Annotated in this window: 14 protein-coding genes; all 14 read left to right on the top strand. The window is 69.6% G+C overall.

What is annotated here, in order from left to right:
• Nucleotides 1–78: 78 nt before the first annotated feature.
• The 14 genes from OCU_RS26200 to OCU_RS26135 all read left to right on the top strand — a co-directional run bounded on the left by OCU_RS26200 (nucleotide 79) and on the right by OCU_RS26135 (nucleotide 18,363).
• On the top strand, nucleotides 79–558 hold the full coding sequence (locus OCU_RS26200; RefSeq protein ID WP_008263067.1) for a GreA/GreB family elongation factor: 480 nt from the start codon (nucleotides 79–81) through the stop codon (nucleotides 556–558).
• 41 nt (nucleotides 559–599) lie between these two features.
• A complete protein-coding gene (locus OCU_RS26195; protein WP_008263066.1) occupies nucleotides 600–1,022 on the top strand; it encodes a GtrA family protein in 423 nt (140 codons plus the stop codon).
• A 91-nt stretch (nucleotides 1,023–1,113) separates the two neighbouring features.
• Nucleotides 1,114–2,496, top strand: a complete 1,383-nt coding sequence (locus OCU_RS26190; RefSeq protein WP_014378866.1) for an FAD-binding oxidoreductase — start codon at nucleotides 1,114–1,116, stop codon at nucleotides 2,494–2,496.
• Between the two features lie 11 nt (nucleotides 2,497–2,507).
• Nucleotides 2,508–3,272 carry a decaprenylphospho-beta-D-erythro-pentofuranosid-2-ulose 2-reductase gene (locus OCU_RS26185; RefSeq protein WP_008263064.1) on the top strand — a complete coding sequence of 255 codons (765 nt, stop codon included), beginning with the start codon at nucleotides 2,508–2,510 and terminating at the stop codon, nucleotides 3,270–3,272.
• Nucleotides 3,273–3,274: 2 nt separating this feature from the next.
• Nucleotides 3,275–5,164: a galactan 5-O-arabinofuranosyltransferase gene (locus tag OCU_RS26180; protein WP_014378864.1), complete on the top strand. Its 1,890-nt coding sequence runs from the start codon at nucleotides 3,275–3,277 to the stop codon at nucleotides 5,162–5,164.
• Complete coding sequence (locus OCU_RS26175) at nucleotides 5,161–8,439, top strand: arabinosyltransferase domain-containing protein (protein WP_085981082.1); 3,279 nt, start codon at nucleotides 5,161–5,163, stop codon at nucleotides 8,437–8,439. The genes OCU_RS26180 and OCU_RS26175 overlap by 4 nt, the downstream gene beginning before the upstream one ends.
• 53 nt (nucleotides 8,440–8,492) lie before the next feature.
• A complete protein-coding gene (locus tag OCU_RS26170) occupies nucleotides 8,493–8,816 on the top strand; it encodes an ArsR/SmtB family transcription factor (protein WP_009956770.1) in 324 nt (107 codons plus the stop codon).
• Nucleotides 8,813–9,301, top strand: coding sequence for an SRPBCC family protein (locus OCU_RS26165; RefSeq protein WP_014378862.1), 489 nt, complete (start codon nucleotides 8,813–8,815; stop codon nucleotides 9,299–9,301). Before OCU_RS26170 ends, OCU_RS26165 begins: the two co-directional genes overlap by 4 nt.
• A complete protein-coding gene (locus OCU_RS26160; protein ID WP_014378861.1) occupies nucleotides 9,298–9,921 on the top strand; it encodes a maleylpyruvate isomerase family mycothiol-dependent enzyme in 624 nt (207 codons plus the stop codon). Before OCU_RS26165 ends, OCU_RS26160 begins: the two co-directional genes overlap by 4 nt.
• A 65-nt stretch (nucleotides 9,922–9,986) precedes the next feature.
• Nucleotides 9,987–13,313, top strand: coding sequence for an arabinosyltransferase domain-containing protein (locus OCU_RS26155; RefSeq protein ID WP_041786998.1), 3,327 nt, complete (start codon nucleotides 9,987–9,989; stop codon nucleotides 13,311–13,313).
• On the top strand, nucleotides 13,310–16,519 hold the full coding sequence (gene embB / locus OCU_RS26150; RefSeq protein WP_026071071.1) for an arabinosyltransferase EmbB: 3,210 nt from the start codon (nucleotides 13,310–13,312) through the stop codon (nucleotides 16,517–16,519). The genes OCU_RS26155 and embB overlap by 4 nt, the downstream gene beginning before the upstream one ends.
• Nucleotides 16,520–16,703: 184 nt before the next feature.
• Nucleotides 16,704–17,219: a hypothetical protein gene (locus tag OCU_RS26145; RefSeq protein WP_014378858.1), complete on the top strand. Its 516-nt coding sequence runs from the start codon at nucleotides 16,704–16,706 to the stop codon at nucleotides 17,217–17,219.
• Between the two features lie 18 nt (nucleotides 17,220–17,237).
• Nucleotides 17,238–17,696 (top strand): FHA domain-containing protein, encoded by a 459-nt coding sequence (locus tag OCU_RS26140; protein ID WP_008263040.1) that lies wholly within the window; start codon nucleotides 17,238–17,240, stop codon nucleotides 17,694–17,696.
• Nucleotides 17,697–17,703: 7 nt separating this feature from the next.
• Complete coding sequence (locus tag OCU_RS26135; protein ID WP_009956775.1) at nucleotides 17,704–18,363, top strand: Crp/Fnr family transcriptional regulator; 660 nt, start codon at nucleotides 17,704–17,706, stop codon at nucleotides 18,361–18,363.
• Nucleotides 18,364–18,369: the final 6 nt, after the last annotated feature.

The raw sequence follows: 18,369 nt of genomic DNA, 5'->3' as shown, positions 1-18,369 counted from the left end.
CGCAGATGGTGGCGGGTCGCTCATCGTGGTGTCACACTGGTACGCCACCTGAGCACACCGGGCGAAAGGTCCACGGACGTGAGCAAGAAAGCCCCATCGGCAGCGGACGCCGCGCGGAACAACCTCGAAGCCGAGCTGGACCGGCTGCGGCAGCGGCGCGACCGCCTCGAGGCCGAAGTCAAGAACGACCGCGGGATGGTGGGCGATCACGGCGACGCGGCCGAGGCGATCCAGCGCGCCGACGAACTCGTGGTGCTTTCCGACCGGATCAACGAACTGGACCGGCGTCTGCGGGCCGGGCCGCCGGACTCGGACTCCTCGGCGACGCTGCCCGGCGGCACCGAGGTGACACTGCGGTTCGCCGACGGCGAAGTGGTCACCATGCACGTGATCTCGATCGTCGAGGAGACGCCCGTCGGCCGGGAGGCCGAGACGCTGACCGCGCGCAGCCCGCTGGCCCAGGCCCTGGCCGGGCGCAAGCCGGGCGACACGGTGACGTACTCGACGCCCCAGGGCGAGAACCAGGTCGAGTTGATCGCGGTCAAACTGCCCCGCTGACGCTGCCCGCCGGTGCCCGGCGGTCCCGTTAGACTCCCCCAATGCTTCCCCCCGAGTCCCCGGCCGCGCCGGCGCGCCTGAGTCTGACGACACAGGTCACGCGCTTCGTCGTCACCGGCGGCCTGGCGGGGATCGTGGACTTCGGGCTCTACGTGCTGCTGTTCAAAGCGGCGCACGTACAGGTCGACGTGGCCAAGTCCATCAGCTTCATCGTCGGCACCATCACCGCCTACCTGATCAACCGCCGGTGGACCTTCCAGGCGCCCCCCAGCACCGCCCGGTTCGTCGCGGTCATGGTCCTCTACGCCATCACCTTCGCCGTGCAGGTCGGGCTGAACCACCTGTGCCTGGCGTTTCTGCACTACCAAGCGTGGGCGATCCCTGTCGCGTTCGTGATCGCGCAGGGCACCGCGACGGTGATCAACTTCGTCGTGCAGCGGGCCGTGATCTTCCGCATCCACTGAGCCGCCTCCGGCCCAGCCCGGATCGCCCGCCTCCTCAGCGGGGCGCCTGCGTCCCGCATCGCCGCCGGAGCAGGCGGTACCCTCTTTGACGATGTCGAGCACCGATCCCGTGACCAAGCCCACCCGGCTGATGGGCTTTGGGCGCACCGCACCGTCGGTGGCCCAGGTGCTGTCCACCCGTGATCCGGAGGTGATCGCCAAGGCGGTGGCCCGGGCGGCCGGCTCGGGCGGCCGGGGCGTGATCGCCCGCGGGCTGGGCCGCTCCTACGGCGACAACGCGCAAAACGGCGGCGGCCTGGTGATCGACATGACCGCGCTCAACCGCATTCACTCGATCAGCGCCGACACCCGGCTGGTCGATGTCGACGCCGGGGTCAGCCTGGACCAATTGATGAAGGCGGCGCTGCCGTTCGGGCTCTGGGTCCCGGTGCTGCCGGGCACCCGCCAGGTCACCGTCGGCGGGGCGATCGCCTGCGACATCCACGGCAAGAACCATCACAGCGCGGGCAGCTTCGGCAACCACGTGCGGTCGATGGACCTGCTCATGGCCGACGGCTCCGTGCGCACCATCACCCCCGACGGCGACGACGCCGAGCTGTTCTGGGCCACCGTCGGGGGCAACGGCCTGACCGGGATCGTGCTGCGCGCCACCATCGCCATGACGCCCACGGAGACGGCCTATTTCATCGCCGACGGCGTGGCCACCAAGGATCTCGACGAGACGGTGGCCGTGCACCTGGACGGCAGCGAAGCCAACTACACCTACTCCAGCGCGTGGTTCGACCTGATCAGTCCGCCCCCGAAGCTCGGCCGGGCCGCGGTCAGCCGCGGCAGCCTGGCGAAGCTGGACCAATTGCCGAAGAAGCTCGCCAAGAACCCGCTGAAATTCGATGCGCCGCAGCTGCTGACGGTGCCGAACGTGTTTCCGGTGAGCGCGATGAACAAGCTGTCGTTCATGGCCATCGGCGAGACGTATTACCGGCTGGGCGGAACCTACTCGGGCAAGATCCAGAACCTGTCGCAGTTCTACCACATGCTGGATCTGGTCAGCGGCTGGAATAACGCCTACGGCCCAAGGGGTTTCGCCCAGCATCAGTTCCTGGTCCCGCCGAACGCGATGGACGAATTCAAGGACATCATCCGCTGGATCCAAACCACGGGCCACTACTCGGCGCTGAACGTGTTCAAGCTTTTCGGCCCGGGCAACCGCGCACCACTGAGTTTCCCGATGGCCGGTTGGAACGTCGCGATGGACTTCCCCAACAAGCCCGGGATCAACGAGTTCCTCAACGAACTCGACCGGCGCGCACTGGAATTCGGCGGACGGGTCTACACCGCCAAGGACTCCCGTGTCAGCGCAGAAACCTTCCACGCCATGTATCCGCGCATCGACGAATGGATCGCGGTACGCCGCAAGGTCGACCCCTTACGGGTGTTCGCCTCGGACATGGCCCGACGTTTGGAGCTGCTCTAGATGGTGCGCCAATGGTTTTAGACGCCGTGGGGAATCCGCAGACGATCCTGCTGCTCGGCGGCACCTCCGAGATCGGGCTGGCCATTTGCGAGCGCTACCTGCAGAACGCGCACGCGCGAATCGTGCTGGCCGCCATGCCCAACGACCCGGGCCGCGACGCCGCCGTGGCGCAGATGAAGGCCGCCGGTGCGCGGTCGGTGGAGCTGATCGATTTCGAGGCCACCGACCCCGACACCCACCCGAAGATGATCGATCAGGCGTTCGCCAACGGTGATGTCGATGTGGCCATCGTCGCCTTCGGCATCCTCGGTGACGCCGAGGAGCTGTGGCAAAACCAGCACAAGGCCGTGCTGGCCGCCGAAATCAACTACACCGCAGCGGTTTCGGTGGGCGTGCTGTTGGCCGAGAAGATGCGGGCGCAGGGCTTCGGCCAGATCATCGCGATGAGTTCGGCGGCCGGTGAGCGGGTGCGACGGTCCAACTTCGTCTACGGCTCCACCAAGGCGGGCCTGGACGGCTTCTACCTGGGGCTAGGAGAAGCGTTGCGCGAGTTCGGGGTTCGTGTCCTGGTGATTCGCCCCGGCCAGGTGCGTACCCGGATGAGCGCGCACGTCAAGGAAGCGCCGCTGACCGTCGACAAGGAGTACGTCGCCAACCTCGCGGTCACCGCGGCCGCAAAGGGTAAGGAATTGGTTTGGGCACCAGCAGCATTCCGTTACGTGATGATGGTGTTGCGACACGTCCCGCGTCCCATCTTCCGCAAGCTGCCAATCTGATCATGCGCAACGCGCTGGCCACCCTCGGCCAGATGGCCTTGGCGGCGCTGGTTGCGGTGGCCGTCGCGGTGGTGTCGCTGATCGCCATCTCTGGCGTGCAGTGGCCGGCCTTTCCGTCGTCCAACCAACTGCACGCGCTGACCACCGTCGGGCAGGTCGGCTGCCTGGCCGGCCTGGTCGCCACCGGATGGGTGTGGCGGCGCGGGCACCGGCTGATCGCCCAGCTGGGCGGGCTGGTGTTCGTGTCCGCGTTCACCGTCGTCACCCTGGGCATGCCGCTGGGGGCCACCAAGCTGTATCTGTTCGGCATCTCCGTCGACCAGCAGTTCCGCACCGAATACGTCACCCGGCTCGCCGACAGCCCCGCCCTGCGCGACATGACCTACCTTGGGCTGCCGCCGTTCTACCCGCCCGGCTGGTTCTGGATCGGCGGGCGCGCGGCGGCGCTGTCCGGGACGCCGGCGTGGGAGGTCTTCAAACCGTGGGCCATCACCTCGATCGCCGTCGCGGTCGCGGTCGCGCTGGTGCTGTGGTGGCGGATGGTCCGGTTCGAGTACGCGCTGATCGTCACCGCCGCGACGGCCGCGGTCACGCTGGCGTACGGCTCGCCCGAGCCCTACTCGGCAATGATCACCGTGCTGTTGCCGCCGGTGCTGGTGCTGACCTGGTCGGGGCTGCGGGCCGCGGACCGTCCGGACGCGGGCCGGCGCGCGGGCTGGGGCGCGGTGATCGGCGCAGGGATTTTCCTGGGGTGGACGGCCACCTGGTACACGCTGCTGTTCGGGTTCAGCGCGTTCGCGATCGGGCTGATGGCGCTGTGGCTGGCCGGGGTGCGGTGGCACCGGGACGGCGTGAAGGCCGCGCTCGATCCGCTGCGACGCCTGGCGGTCATCGCCGGCATCGCCGTGGTGATCGGCTGCACGACCTGGTTGCCGTTCCTGGTGCGAGCGGCGCGCAGTCCGATCAGCAACACCGGGGGCGCCGCCCACTACCTGCCGGCCGACGGGGCCGAGCTCACCTTCCCGATGCTGCAGTTCACGCTGCTCGGTGTGGTCGCCATGATCGGCACCCTGTGGCTGGTGGTGCGGGCGCGCTCCTCGGTGCGGGCCGGTGCGCTGGCCATCGGCGTGGTGGCGATCTACCTGTGGTCGCTGTTGTCGATGCTCACCACGCTGGCGCGCGTCACTCTGTTGTCGTTCCGGCTGCAGCCGACGCTGAGCGTGCTGCTGGTGGCCGCCGGGGCCTTCGGTTTCCTCGAGGCGACGCTGGCCCTCAAGCCGCGCGGCCGCGCGATCGTCCCGGTGGCCGGCGCCATCGGCCTAACCGCCGCGATCGCGTTCAGCCAGGACATCCCCGACGTGCTACGCCCCGACCTCACCATCGCCTACACCGACACCGACGGCAACGGGCAGCGCGGCGACCGGCGGCCGCCCAGCACCGAAAAGTTCTACGCGACAATCGATCACGACATCACGCAGGTGACCGGCAAGCCGCGCGACCAGACCGTGGTGATGACGGCCGATTACAGCTTCCTGTCGTTCTACCCCTACTGGGGATTCCAGGGGCTCACCTCGCACTACGCCAACCCGCTCGCGCAATTCGACCTGCGGGCCGCGCAGATCGACAAGTGGTCCAAACTCAAGACCGCCGACGAGCTGATCCACGCCCTGGATGCCTGCCCCTGGCCACCTCCGACGGTCTTTTTGATGCGCCGCGGTGCTAACGGCAACTACACCCTGCGGCTGGCCGAGGACGTCTACCCCAACCAGCCCAACGTGCGCCGCTACACCGTCGATCTGCGCGGCGCCCTGTTCGACAGCCCGCGCTTCGACGTCCGCAGCGTCGGCCCCTTCGTGCTGGCCATCCGCAAACCGGGGCGTAACCACCGATGAGCACCGAGACCACGCCTCAAACGGGGCCGCACACCGCGGAAGAACTAGCATCTAGCACCGTGTCAGCCACGGAAACCAATCACCGGATCGCCCGGCTGGTTGCTTCCGTCGCCGGGCTGCTCGGCGTGCTGCTGGCGATCGCCACCCCGCTGCTGCCGGTCGACCAGACCACCGCCCAGCTGAACTGGCCACAGAACGGGACCTTCGGCAGCGTCGAGGCGCCCCTGATCGGTTACGTGGCCACCGATTTGAACATCACCGTCCCGTGTCAGGCCGCCGCCGGGCTGACCGGCGGGGGTAACGCCGGCAAGACGGTGTTGCTGTCGACGGTGCCCAAGCAGGCGCCCAAGGCCGTCGACCGGGGCCTGCTGATCGTGCGGGCCAACGACGAGCTGGTGCTGGTGGTGCGCAACGTCCCGGTGGTGAGCGCGCCGCTGAGCCAGGTGCTCGGCCCGGCCTGCCAGCGGCTGACGTTCACCGCGCACGCCGACCGGGTGACCGCCGAGTTCGTCGGGCTGACCCAGGGACGCAATTCCGAGCATCCCGGCTCGCCGCTGCGGGGGGAGAAGAGCGGCTACGACTTCCGGCCGCAGATCGTCGGCGTCTTCACCGATCTCAGCGGGCCGACGCCGCCCGGGCTGAGCTTCGCGGCGACCGTCGACACCCGCTACAGCAGCAGCCCCACCCCGCTGAAGATGGCGGCGATGATCCTGGGGCTGGTGCTGACCGCCGCCTCCCTGGTCGCGCTGCACCGGCTCGACACCGCCGACGGAACCCGGCACCGCCGCTTCCTGCCGGCGCGGTGGTGGTCCATCGGCGCGCTGGACGCCCTGGTGATCGCGGTGCTGGTGTGGTGGCATTTCGTCGGCGCCAACACCTCCGACGACGGCTACATCCTGACCATGGCCCGGGTGTCCGAGCACGCCGGCTACATGGCCAACTACTACCGCTGGTTCGGCACGCCCGAGGCACCGTTCGGCTGGTACTACGACCTGCTGGCGCTGTGGGCCCACGTGAGCACCACCAGCATCTGGATGCGGTTGCCGACCCTGGTGATGGCGCTGACGTGCTGGTGGGTGATCAGCCGGGAGGTCATGCCCCGCCTGGGCCATGCGGTCAAGCAGAACCGCGCGGCGGCCTGGACCGCGGCGGGCACGTTCCTGGCGGTCTGGCTCCCGCTCGACAACGGGCTGCGCCCCGAGCCGATCATCGCCCTGGGCATCCTGCTGACGTGGTGTTCGGTGGAGCGCGCGGTGGCCACCAGCCGGCTGCTGCCGGTGGCGATCGCGTGCATCATCGGCGCGCTGACCCTCTTTTCCGGACCGACGGGCATCGCCTCGATCGGCGCCCTGCTGGTCGCCATCGGGCCGCTGCGCACCATCCTGCACCGCAGGATCACCCGGTTCGGTGCGCTGCCGCTGGTGCTGCCGTTGCTGGCCGCGGTCACCGTCACCGGCATCCTGATCTTCCGCGACCAGACGCTGGCCGGCGAGGTCCAGGCCACCATGCTCAAGCGGGCCGTCGGCCCCAGCCTGAGTTGGTTCGACGAACACATCCGCTACGAGCGGCTGTTCATGGCCAGCCCCGACGGGTCGGTCGCCCGCCGCTTCGCCGTGCTGGCGCTGGTGCTCGCGCTCGGGGTCACGGTCGCAATGTCGTTGCGCAAGGGCCGGATTCCGGGCACCGCCGCCGGGCCGAGCCGCCGCATCGTCGGGATCACCATCATCTCGTTCGTCGCGATGATGTTCACCCCCACCAAGTGGACCCACCACTTCGGCGTGTTCGCCGGGCTCGCCGGGCCGCTGGGCGCGCTCGCCGCGGTCGCGGTGACCGCGGTGGCCATGCGGTCACGGCGCAACCGCACCGTGTACGCCGCCGTGGTGCTGTTCCTGGTGGCGCTGTCGTTCGCCAGCGTCAACGGCTGGTGGTACGTCTCGAATTTCGGTGTGCCCTGGTCGAATGCGTTCCCGGCGTGGCATTACGCGTTCGCCACCGCCCTGCTCGGGCTGACCGTGGTGGTGCTGCTGGCGGCGGCGTGGTTCCACTTCGTCGCCCCCGAGAACGGGCCACCCAAGACCCGTCTGGGCGCACGCGTGGCGGGAATCATCCAGTCCCCGTTGGCAATTGCGACGTGGGTGCTAGTGGTGTTCGAGGTGGCGTCGCTGACCCTGGCGATGACCGACCAGTATCCGGCCTGGTCGGTCGGCCGCTCCAACCTGCAGGCGCTGACCGGCAAGACGTGCGGGCTGGCCGAGGACGTGCTGGTGGAGCAGGACCCGAACGCGGGCATGCTCTCGCCGGTGGGCGCCTCGGCGGCGGACGCCCTCGGCGCCGGCCTGTCGGAAGCCTTCACGCCCAACGGAATTCCCGCCGACGTCCGCGCCGACCCGGTGATGGAACGGCCGGGTGACCGCAGCTTCGTCAACGACGAGGAGAAGACCGGCAGCAACCAGGCGGGAACCGAGGGCGGCACCACCCCCGCGCCGGGGATCAACGGATCGTCGGCCCAGCTGCCCTTCAACCTCGACCCCGCGCGCACACCGGTGCTCGGCAGCTGGCGCTCGGGCATCCAGATTCCCGCGCACCTGCGGTCCGGGTGGTATCGCCTGCCCGCGCGCGACAAGGCGGGACCGCTGCTGGTGGTGAGCGCGGCCGGGCGTTTCGACCCCCGTGAGGTCCAGGTGCAGTGGGCCACCGACGAGCAGGCGGCCGGCGGGCACCCCGGCGGCTCGTTCCAATTCGCCGACGTGGGCGCGTCCCCGGCCTGGCGCAACCTGCGCCTGGCGCTGTCGGCGATCCCCGACTCCGCCACCCAGATTCGGTTGGTCGCCGACGACGAAGACCTGGCGCCGCAGCACTGGATCGCCCTGACACCGCCGCGCATTCCGCGGCTGCGCACCCTGCAGGACGTGGTGGGCTCCGCCGACCCCGTGTTCCTGGACTGGCTCGTCGGGCTGGCCTTCCCGTGTCAGCGACCGTTCGGCCATCAGAACGGCGTCGACGAGACACCGAAGTGGCGCATCCTGCCCGACCGGTTCGGCGCCGAGGCCAACTCGCCCGTGATGGACAACAACGGCGGCGGCCCGTTGGGCGTCACCGAACTCCTGGTGAAAGCCACCACGATGGCCACCTATCTCAAGGACGACTGGTCCCGCGACTGGGGCTCGCTGCAGCGGCTGACGCCGTATTACCCCGGCGCGCAACCCGCCGACCTACTGCTGGGAACGGCGACGCGCAGCGGTCTGTGGAACCCGGCGCCGCTGCGCAAGACGTAGGCGCCGTCGCGGGCCCTTGAACGCGGATATCCGTAAGCCTATGCTTACGGTTCGTGACCACTTACCAAACCGCTGACGCGTGGCTGGCGTTGGCGGACGGGACGCGGCGGGCCATCGTGGAACGGCTCGCGCACGGCCCGTCGGCGGTCGGTGAGTTGGCGCGCGACCTGCCGGTCAGCAGACCCGCCGTGTCGCAACACCTCAAGGTGCTCAAGTCCGCCGGGCTGGTGCGCGACCGGGCCGCGGGAACCCGTCGCGTCTATCAGCTCGACCCCACCGGTCTCGAGGCGCTCCGCGCCGACCTCGACCGGTTCTGGACCCAGGCGCTCGCCGGCTATGCGCGGGCCATCGACGAGACCAACGAAGGATCGACATGACATCCCAGCGGACGCCCAACGTCACCCACCACGTCGTCGTCAACGCCCCCATCGAGCGCGCGTTCACGGTCTTCACGCAGCAGTTCGGCGCGTTCAAGCCGCGCGAGCACAATCTCTTGGCGGTCCCCATCGCCGAGACCGTGTTCGAGCCCCGCGTCGGCGGCCACATCTACGACCGCGGCGTCGACGGAAGCGTGTGCCGGTGGGCGCGGATCCTGGTCTACGAGCCGCCGCATCGCGTGGTGTTCAGCTGGGACATCGGCCCGACGTGGCAGCTGGAAGCCGACCCGGCCAAGACCAGCGAGGTCGACGTCCGCTTCACCGCCCAGGCCGACCGACGCACCCGGGTGGACCTCGAACACCGCCATCTCGACCGCCACGGGCCGGGCTGGCCCTCGGTGGCCGACGGGGTCGACGGCGATGCGGGATGGCCCCTCTACCTGGCCCGCTACGCCGACGTGCTGAGGGGCGGTGACCCGCGATGACCGCCGACCTGATGCCCATGGCCCGCGCCGAACGGGCCGACCTGGCGGACTTTTTGGCCACCCTGGCGCCGCGGGACTGGGAGGCGCCCAGCCTGTGCGCGCGATGGAGCGTGAAAGACGTTGTCGCGCATGTGATCAGCTACGAGGAGCTCGGCGCCCTGGGGCTGGTGAAGCGATTCGCGAAGGGCCTGGTGGTGCGGGCCAACCAGGTGGGCGTCGATGAATTCTCGCACCTGACCCCGCAACAATTGCTGGAGTTTCTGCGCAACCACCTCGAACCACGCGGATTGACAGCGGGTTTCGGGGGAATGATCGCCCTCGTCGACGGCACGATCCATCACCAGGACATCCGCCGCGCGCTGGACCGGCCGCGCGAGATCCCGCCCGACCGCCTGGAGCGGGTCCTCTCCCTGGTGCCCGGCAACCCCAGGATCGGCGCGGGACGGCGGATCAGGGGTCTGCGCCTGCGCGCCACCGACGTCGAGTGGACGCACGGCGACGGGCCCGAGGTGACCGGCCCCGGCGAGGCGCTGCTCATGGCGATGTCCGGGCGCCCGGCCGCGCTCGCCGACCTCGACGGTCCCGGGCACGCGACCCTGGCGGCCCGGCTCGGCGGATAGCAGCGCCCCGCTGCGCGGCCCCGCGTCCAGATGGCACAAAGCCGCGTCGCTTACGATCGAGCCTCGTGCCCCACGACCGTAATGAGCGATCGCAGCGCATCCCACGATCGGTGGCCGCGGTCGCGGGAATCGCGGGGCTGTTGTTGTGCCTCCTCGTCCCGGTGCTTCCGGCGAAACAGACCACGGCGACGGTGCTGTGGCCGCAGGGCACGGTGGACGGGCACGTCAGCCAGATCACCGCGCCCCTGGTGTCGGGGGCGCCCCGCGCGCTGGACATCTCCATTCCCTGCCCGGACATCGCGACCCTACCCGCCAGCGGGGGTTTGGTGGTCTCGACGCTGCCGCCCGGCGGGATGGACGCCGGGAAGAACGGGCTGTTCGTGCGCGCGAACAAGGACGTCGTCGTCGTGGCGTTCCGCGACACCGTCGCGGCGGTGGCGCAGCGCTCGGCCATCGCCGCCGGGGCCTGCAGCGTGCTGCACGCCTGGGCCGGCGTCGGGGCGGCCGGCGCCGAGTTCGTCGGCATACCCGGCGCCACCGGCGTCCTGCCGGCCGAAAAGAAGCCCCAGGTCGGCGGGATCTTCACCGATCTGAAGGTGCCCGCGGGGCCGGGGCTTTCGGCCCGGGTCGACATCGACACCCGATTCATCACCGCGCCCACCGCGGTCAAGAAGATTGTGATGGCGCTGGGCGTCCTGTCCGTGCTGACGGCCATCGTGGCGCTCGCGGTGCTGGACCGCCGCAGCCGGGGCGGCGGCACGCTGCTCAACTGGCGCTCCCCCATCGCCTGGCTGTCCCGGTACCGGCCCGGCACGCACCTGGCGAACTGGCGGCGCGTCGGGCTGGCGACGTGGATCGCCGACGCCGGGGTGATCGCAACCCTGTTGCTGTGGCACATCATTGGCGCCACCACATCGGACGACGGCTACAACCTGACCGTCGCCCGCGTCGCTCCGCGCGCCGGTTACGTCGCCAACTACTACCGCTACTTCGGTACCACCGACGCCCCCTTCGACTGGTATCTCGGGGTGCTGTCGAAGCTCGCCTCGGTGAGCACGGCGGGCGTCTGGATGCGGCTGCCCGCCACGCTGGCCGGGATCGGCTGCTGGCTGATCATCGGCCATTGGATGCTGCGCCGGCTGGGCCCCGGCAGGGATGGACTGGCGGCCAACCGCGTCGCGGTCTTCACCGCGGGCGCGGTTTTCGTCGCGGCCTGGCTGCCGTTCAACAACGGGCTGCGGCCCGAACCACTGATCGCCCTCGGCGTGCTGGTCACCTGGATGCTGGTGGAACGCGCGATCGCCCTGCGGCGGCTCGCCCCGGCCGCGGTGGCCATCATCGTGGCGCTGCTGAGCGCGACGCTGGCGCCGCAGGGTCTGATCGCCGTGGCCGCGCTGCTGACCGGGGCGCGGGCCGTCGCCCAGACGATCCGGCGCCGCCGGGCGACCGACGGGCTGCTGGCGCCGCTGGCGGTGCTGGGCGCGTCGCTCTCGGTGATCCTCGTGGTGGTGTTCCGCAGCCAGACGCTGGCCACGGTGCTGGAGTCCGCCCGCATCAAATACAAGGTCGGGCCGACGATCGCCTGGTACCAGGACTGGCTGCGCTACTACTTCCTCACGGTCGAGTCCAACCCCGACGGATCGATGGCGCGGCGGTTCGCGGTGCTGATCCTGCTGCTGTGCCTGTTCGGGATGCCGGTCATCCTGCTGCGCCGCGGCCACGTTCCCGGCGTGGCCAGCGGCCCGGCCTGGCGGCTGATCGGCACCACCGCGATCGGCCTGCTGCTCGTCACGTTCACCCCGACGAAGTGGGCGATCCAGTTCGGTGCCTTCGCGGGACTGGCCGGGGCGCTGGGCGCGGTCACCGCGTTCGCCTGCTCGCGGATCGGCCTGCACAACCGCCGCAACCTGACCCTGTACGTCACCGCGCTGCTGTTCGTGCTGGCGTGGGCCACCTCCGGCATCAACGGCTGGTTCTACGTCGGCAACTACGGGGTGCCGTGGTACGACATCCAACCGGTCGTCGCCAGCCACCCGGTGACGTCGATGTTCCTGACGTTGTCGATCATCACCGGACTGCTGGCCGCCTGGCAGCACTTCCGGATGGACTACGCCGGCCACACCGAGGTCAAGGACAACCGGCGCAACCGCGTCCTGGCGTCGACCCCGCTGCTGGTGGTCGCGACCATCATGGTCGTCGGCGAGGTCGCCTCGCTGACCAAGGGCGCGGTGTTCCGCTACCCGCTCTACACCACCGGCAAGGCCAACCTCGCCGCGATCACTTCGGGCCTGTCCGCCACCAGCTGCGCCATGGCCGACGACGTGCTGGCCGAGCCCGACCCCAACGCGGGCATGCTGGCCCCGGCACCGGGCCAGACCTTCGGGCCCGACGGGCCGCTCGGGGGCGTCAATCCGGTGGGCTTCAAACCCGAAGGCGTGGGCGAGGACCTGCAATCCGACCCGGTGGTGACCAAGCCGGGACTGGTCAACTCCGACGCCTCCCCGAACAAGCCGAACGTCGCCTACAGCGACTCGGCGGGCACCGCCGGCGGCAAGGGCCCGGTCGGGGTCAACGGCTCCCACGCGGCGCTGCCGTTCGGGCTGGACCCGGCCCGCACCCCGGTGATGGGCAGCTACGGCGAGAACACGCTGGCCGCCACCGCCACCTCGGCCTGGTACCAGCTGCCCGCGCGCACCCCCGACCGGCCCCTGGTGGTCGTCTCCGCCGCCGGCGCGATCTGGTCCTACAAGGAGGACGGCACCTTCACCTACGGGCAATCGCTGAAGCTGCAATGGGGCGTCACCCGCCCGGACGGCACCACCCAGCCGCTGGCCGAGGTGCAGCCGATCGACATCGGCCCGCAGCCGGCGTGGCGCAACCTGCGTTTCCCGCTGGCGTGGGCGCCGCCGGAGGCGAACGTGGCGCGCATCGTCGCCTACGACCCGAACCTGAGCTCCGAGCAGTGGTTCGCGTTCACGCCGCCGCGGGTGCCGGTGCTGGAAACCCTGCAGCAACTGGTCGGGTCGCAGACGCCGGTGCTGATGGACATCGCGACCGCCGCCAACTTCCCGTGCCAGCGGCCGTTCTCCGAACACCTTGGCGTTGCCGAACTTCCGGGGTACCGCATCCTTCCCGACCGCAAGCAGACGGCGGCGTCGTCGAACCTGTGGCAGTCCAGCGAGGCCGGCGGGCCCTTCCTGTTCGCCCAGGCGCTGCTGCGCACGTCGACGATCTCGACGTATCTGCGCGGCGATTGGTATCGCGACTGGGGATCCGTGGAGCAGTACTTCCGGTTGGTGCCGGCTGATTTGGCGCCGGACGCCGCGATTGAACAGGGTGTGATGACAGTGCACGGCTGGAGCCGGCAGGGACCGATTCGGGCGTTGCCATGAGCGCGCCGAGGATGCGCGACGACGTGCGAACGACGCGTTGGGTGGCGACCATCGCCGGCCTGATCGGGTTCGTGCTGTCCGTCGCCACCCCGCTGCTGCCCGTCGTGCAGACGACCGCGACGCTGAACTGGCCCCAGAACGGACAGCTGAACAGCGTTACGGCACCGTTGATTTCGCTGACCCCGGTCGACATGACCGCCACCGTTCCCTGCTCGCTGGTGCGCGACCTGCCACCGGAGGGCGGGGTGGTGGTCGGCACCGGGCCCAAGAAGGGCAAGGACGCCGCGCTCAACGCGCTGTTCGTCGTCGTCAACGGCAAGCGCGTCGACGTCACCGACCGCAATGTGGTGATCGCCAGCGTGTCCCGGGACCAGGCGATGTCGCCACAGTGCCAGCGCATCGAGATCACCTCGACGAAGGCCGGCACGTTCGCCACCTTTGTCGGGCTCAATGATTCGGCGGGCAAACCGATCGGTGGCGGATTCCCCGACCCGAACCTGCGACCGCAGATCGTCGGTGTGTTCACCGACCTGACCGGTCCGGCCCCGGCCGGCTTGACGCTGTCGGCGACCATCGACACCCGGTTCTCCACCACCCCAACCACTTTGAAACTGGTCGCGATGGTGTTGGCGATCGTGGCGACCATCGTTGCGCTGGTCGCGTTGTGGCGACTCGACCAGCTGGACGGGCGGCGGATGCGCCGGCTCATTCCGGCGAATTGGCGCACGTTCACCCTCGCCGACGTCGCGGTGATCTTCGGGTTCGTGCTCTGGCACGTGATCGGGGCGAACTCGTCCGACGACGGCTACATCCTCGGCATGGCGCGGGTGGCCGATCGCGCCGGCTACATGTCGAACTACTTCCGCTGGTTCGGCAGCCCCGAGGACCCCTTCGGCTGGTACTACAACCTGCTGGCGCTGATGACCCACGTCAGCGACGCCAGCCTGTGGATGCGACTGCCGGACCTGTTCGCCGGAATCGTGTGCTGGCTGTTGCTGTCTCGCGAGGTGCTGCCCCGGCTGGGGCCTGCGGTGGCCGCCAGCAAGCCGGCGAACTGGGCGGCGGGCATGGTGTTGCTGACGGCGTGGATGCCGTTCGACAACGGTCTGCGCCCCGAGCCGATCATCGCGCTCGGTTCGCTGGTCACCTACGTGCTGATCGAACGTTCCATGCGGTACAGCCGGCTGACTCCCGCGGCGCTGGCGGTCATCACCGCCGCGTTCACGCTCGGTGTGCAGCCCACCGGCCTGATCGCCGTGGCCGCCTTGGTCGCCGGTGGCCGTCCGATCCTGCGCATCCTGGTCCGCCGTCATCGCCTGGTGGGCACGTGGCCGCTGGTGGCGCCCATGCTGGCCGCCGGCACGGTCATCCTGACCGTGGTGTTCGCCGACCAGACGCTGCGGGCGGTGTTGGAAGCCACCAGGATTCGGACCGCGATCGGGCCGAGCCAGGCGTGGTACACCGAGAACCTGCGCTACTACTACCTGATCCTGCCCACCGTCGACGGTTCGCTGTCGCGCCGCTTCGGCTTCCTGATCACCGCGCTGTGCCTGTTCACCGCCGTGTTCATCATGTTGCGGCGCAAGCGGGTTCCGGGTGTGGCCCGCGGCCCGGCGTGGCGGCTGATGGGCGTCATCTTCGGCACCATGTTCTTCCTGATGTTCACGCCCACCAAGTGGGTGCACCACTTCGGCCTGTTCGCCGCGGTGGGGGCGGCGATGGCCGCGCTGACCACGGTGCTGGTGTCGCCCGCGGTGCTGCGGTGGTCGCGGAACAGGATGGCGTTCCTGGCGGCGGTGCTGTTCCTGATGGCGCTGTGCTTCGCCACCACCAACGGCTGGTGGTACGTCTCCAGCTACGGCGTCCCGTTCAACAGCACCATGCCGAAGATCGGCGGAATCTCGGTCAGCACAATCTTTTTCGCGCTGTTCGTGCTGGCCGTGCTGTACGCGATCTGGTTGCACTTCGCGTCCCGCGACCGCGGCGAAGGCCGGGTCGCGCGGGCGCTGACGGCCGCACCGGTGCCCATCGCGGCGGGATTCATGGCGCTGGTGTTCATCGCGTCGATGGTGGCCGGCATCGTGCGCCAGTACCCCACCTACTCCAACGCCTGGGACAACCTGCGCGAGTTCAGCGGGGGCTGCGGCCTGGCCGACGACGTGCTCGTCGAGCCGGACAGCAACGTCGGCTACATGGCGCCGCTACCGGGCAACTACGGGCCGCTGGGGCCGCTGGGCGGGGAGCACCCGGTGGGATTCAGTCCCAACGGTGTGCCCGAACACATTGTCGCCGAAGCCATTCGGATCACCCCGAATCAACCCGGAACCGACTACGACTGGGACGCGCCGACCAAGCTGAGCGCGCCGGGCATCAACGGCTCGACGGTGCCGCTGCCCTACGGCCTGGATCCCGATCGGGTTCCGCTGGCCGGCAGCTACACCACCGCGGCGCAGCAGCAGAGCAGGCTCACCTCGGCGTGGTACCGGTTGCCCAAACCCGATGCCGGCCATCCGCTCGTGGTGGTGTCCGCCGCCGGCAAGATCGACGGCAACAGCGTGCTGCACCACCACACCGACGGCCAGAAGGTGGTGCTCGAGTACGGGCGGCCCGGGCCCGCGGGTGACACCGGGGCCGGCATCGTGCCCGCCGGGCGGCTGGTGCCCTACGACCTGAACGGCGAGCAGCCAAAGGCCTGGCGCAACCTGCGTTTCGCCCGCTCCGACATGCCGGCGGACGCGGTCGCCGTGCGGGTGGTGGCCGAGGACCTGTCCCTGACGCCTGAGGACTGGATCGCGGTGACCCCGCCGCGGGTGCCGGAGATGCGTTCGCTGCAGGAGTACGTGGGCTCGACGCAGCCGGTGCTGATGGACTGGGCGGTCGGGTTGGCCTTCCCCTGCCAGCAGCCGATGCTGCACGTCAACGGCGTCACCGAGATCCCCAAATTCCGCATCACCCCGGACTACACGGCCAAGAAGATGGACACCGACACCTGGGAGGACGGAACCAACGGGGGGCTGCTGGGCATCACCGACCTGCTGCTGCGGGCCCACGTGATGTCGACGTACCTGTCCCACGACTGGGGCCGCGACTGGGGGTCGCTGCGCAAATTCGACACCATCGCCGACGCGCATCCCGCGCAGCTCGATCTCGGAACCGCCACCCGCACCGGGTGGTGGTCGCCGGGCCCGATCCGCATCAAGCCGTAACCGCGGCGGAAAAGCGTGAATTATCGGCGTGTCTAAATGGCGTGCCGCGGCCACAATTCCTCCGCGGAATAACGCACCGAATTAACGCCTGAGTAATTGCTGGGCGAGGGTTTGAATCGGCCAATCGCGGGACAATACTCATTCCGATGTGATCCAGTTCACACGACGGGAAGGGGTAGTCCCGATGCGCACGCAGTCACGCCTGAAAACCCCCGCGGCCGCGCTCACGGTGCTGGTTTTGCCGGCCACGACATTCGCCATCGGCACGGCGGGGGCCGAGGGCGCCGGCACCACCGTCGTTTTCGACGCCAAACTTCGGCGTTGCGATTTCAGCCTGGTGAGTTTTGCGGTGCAGATGCCGCACCCCTCGCTGGGGACGGGGTACGCCGTCGTGCGCACGGCAGGGTCGAGGGTGGTCGCGGACGTCCATTTGGTGAACCCGCCGGAGCCCGGCACCCATTTCGACGTGGGACTGATCCAGGTGCCCCGCCCCTCCTCCGCGCCGTGCGGGCCCGGCGACCCCGGGACCGCCTTCGCCGGCCTGGACACCGACGGGGCGGGCAGCGGGAACACGACCGTCCAGGACAGCATCCGGCCCGGCACGACCGGCGTGTGGGTGATCATCGAGCAACCGAACGCCCACGCGCAGAGCCCGGCGGAGTTCTACACCTCCGAGTTCGTCGTGCCGGTGAGGGCGTAGGGCAGATGAGAGGCGAAAGTGTCCGCATCCCAACGGGACACACGACAGCAGCGAATCGCGGCCGATGACGCCACCGGCGACCTGTCCGCGGTCCGGGGCTCCGCGTTGCCTGCGGACGGTGTCCCCGAGGAGATCGACACGTCGTCGGCGGCGGCCGAGGCGGCGGCGCTGGAGCGCGGCTCGGCCATGCTCGTGGTCAAACGGGGACCCAACGTCGGATCGCACTTCGTCCTGAACCAGCCCGTCATGACCGCCGGACGCCACCCGGCCAGCGACATCTATCTCGACGACATCACGGTCAGCCGACGGCATGCCGAATTCCGCAGCGAGAACGGCGAATTCCGCGTCGTCGACCTCGGCAGCCTCAACGGCACCTATCGCAACCGCGAAGCCGTCGACTCCGCGGCGCTGGCCAACGGCGACGTGCTGCAGATCGGCAATTTCCGGCTGGTGTTCCTCGCCGCCCAGACGCCGTGATGCGACGATGTACACCTGCGAATTCCGGCCCGGCCAAACGATCTTCGCCCAGGGCGACCCGGGTGACCGGCTCTATCTGATCGCCGAAGGCACGGTGACGATCAGCCTCCGCGACCCCGCGGGCCGCACCGGCGTGCGGGCCATCCTGGGACCCGCGGACATCTTCGGCGAGCTGGCGGTGTTCGACCCCGCCCCTCGCGCGTGCACCGCCACCGCACTCACCGAGGTGCGAGCCCTGTGGCTGGACCGCGCCTCCCTGCGCGCGTCGATGGCGCGGGATCCGGCGCTCGCCGAACAGCTGCTGCGGGCGCTGACCCGGCGAGTGCGGGCCGCCGAACGACAACTCGTCGAAATGGTTTCCAGCGATGTGAACGCCCGCGTCGCCCGCCAGCTGTTGGCGCTGGGCAGGCGGTTCGGCACCCGCGAGGGCGGCGCGCTGCGGGTCGCGCATGAACTCAGCCAGGACGAGCTGGCCCAGCTGGTGGGCGCCGACCGGGTGTCGGTGAACAAGGCATTGGGCAGCTTCACGACACGCGGCTGGATCTCGTTGAGAGGCAAGACCGTTGTGATCATCAACCCCGACGCGCTGGCAAGACGCGCCGGGGACGTCGGGGGCGCCGACGGCACCCGCTACGCCCTACCCCACGACGATCGGCTCGGCGCGTAGCGTCTG

Source organism: Mycobacterium intracellulare ATCC 13950 (assembly GCF_000277125.1).
Taxonomy (GTDB): domain Bacteria; phylum Actinomycetota; class Actinomycetes; order Mycobacteriales; family Mycobacteriaceae; genus Mycobacterium; species Mycobacterium intracellulare.
The sequence above is the reverse complement of the archived record's forward strand: the minus strand, read 5'-3'. Positions and strand labels throughout refer to the sequence as shown.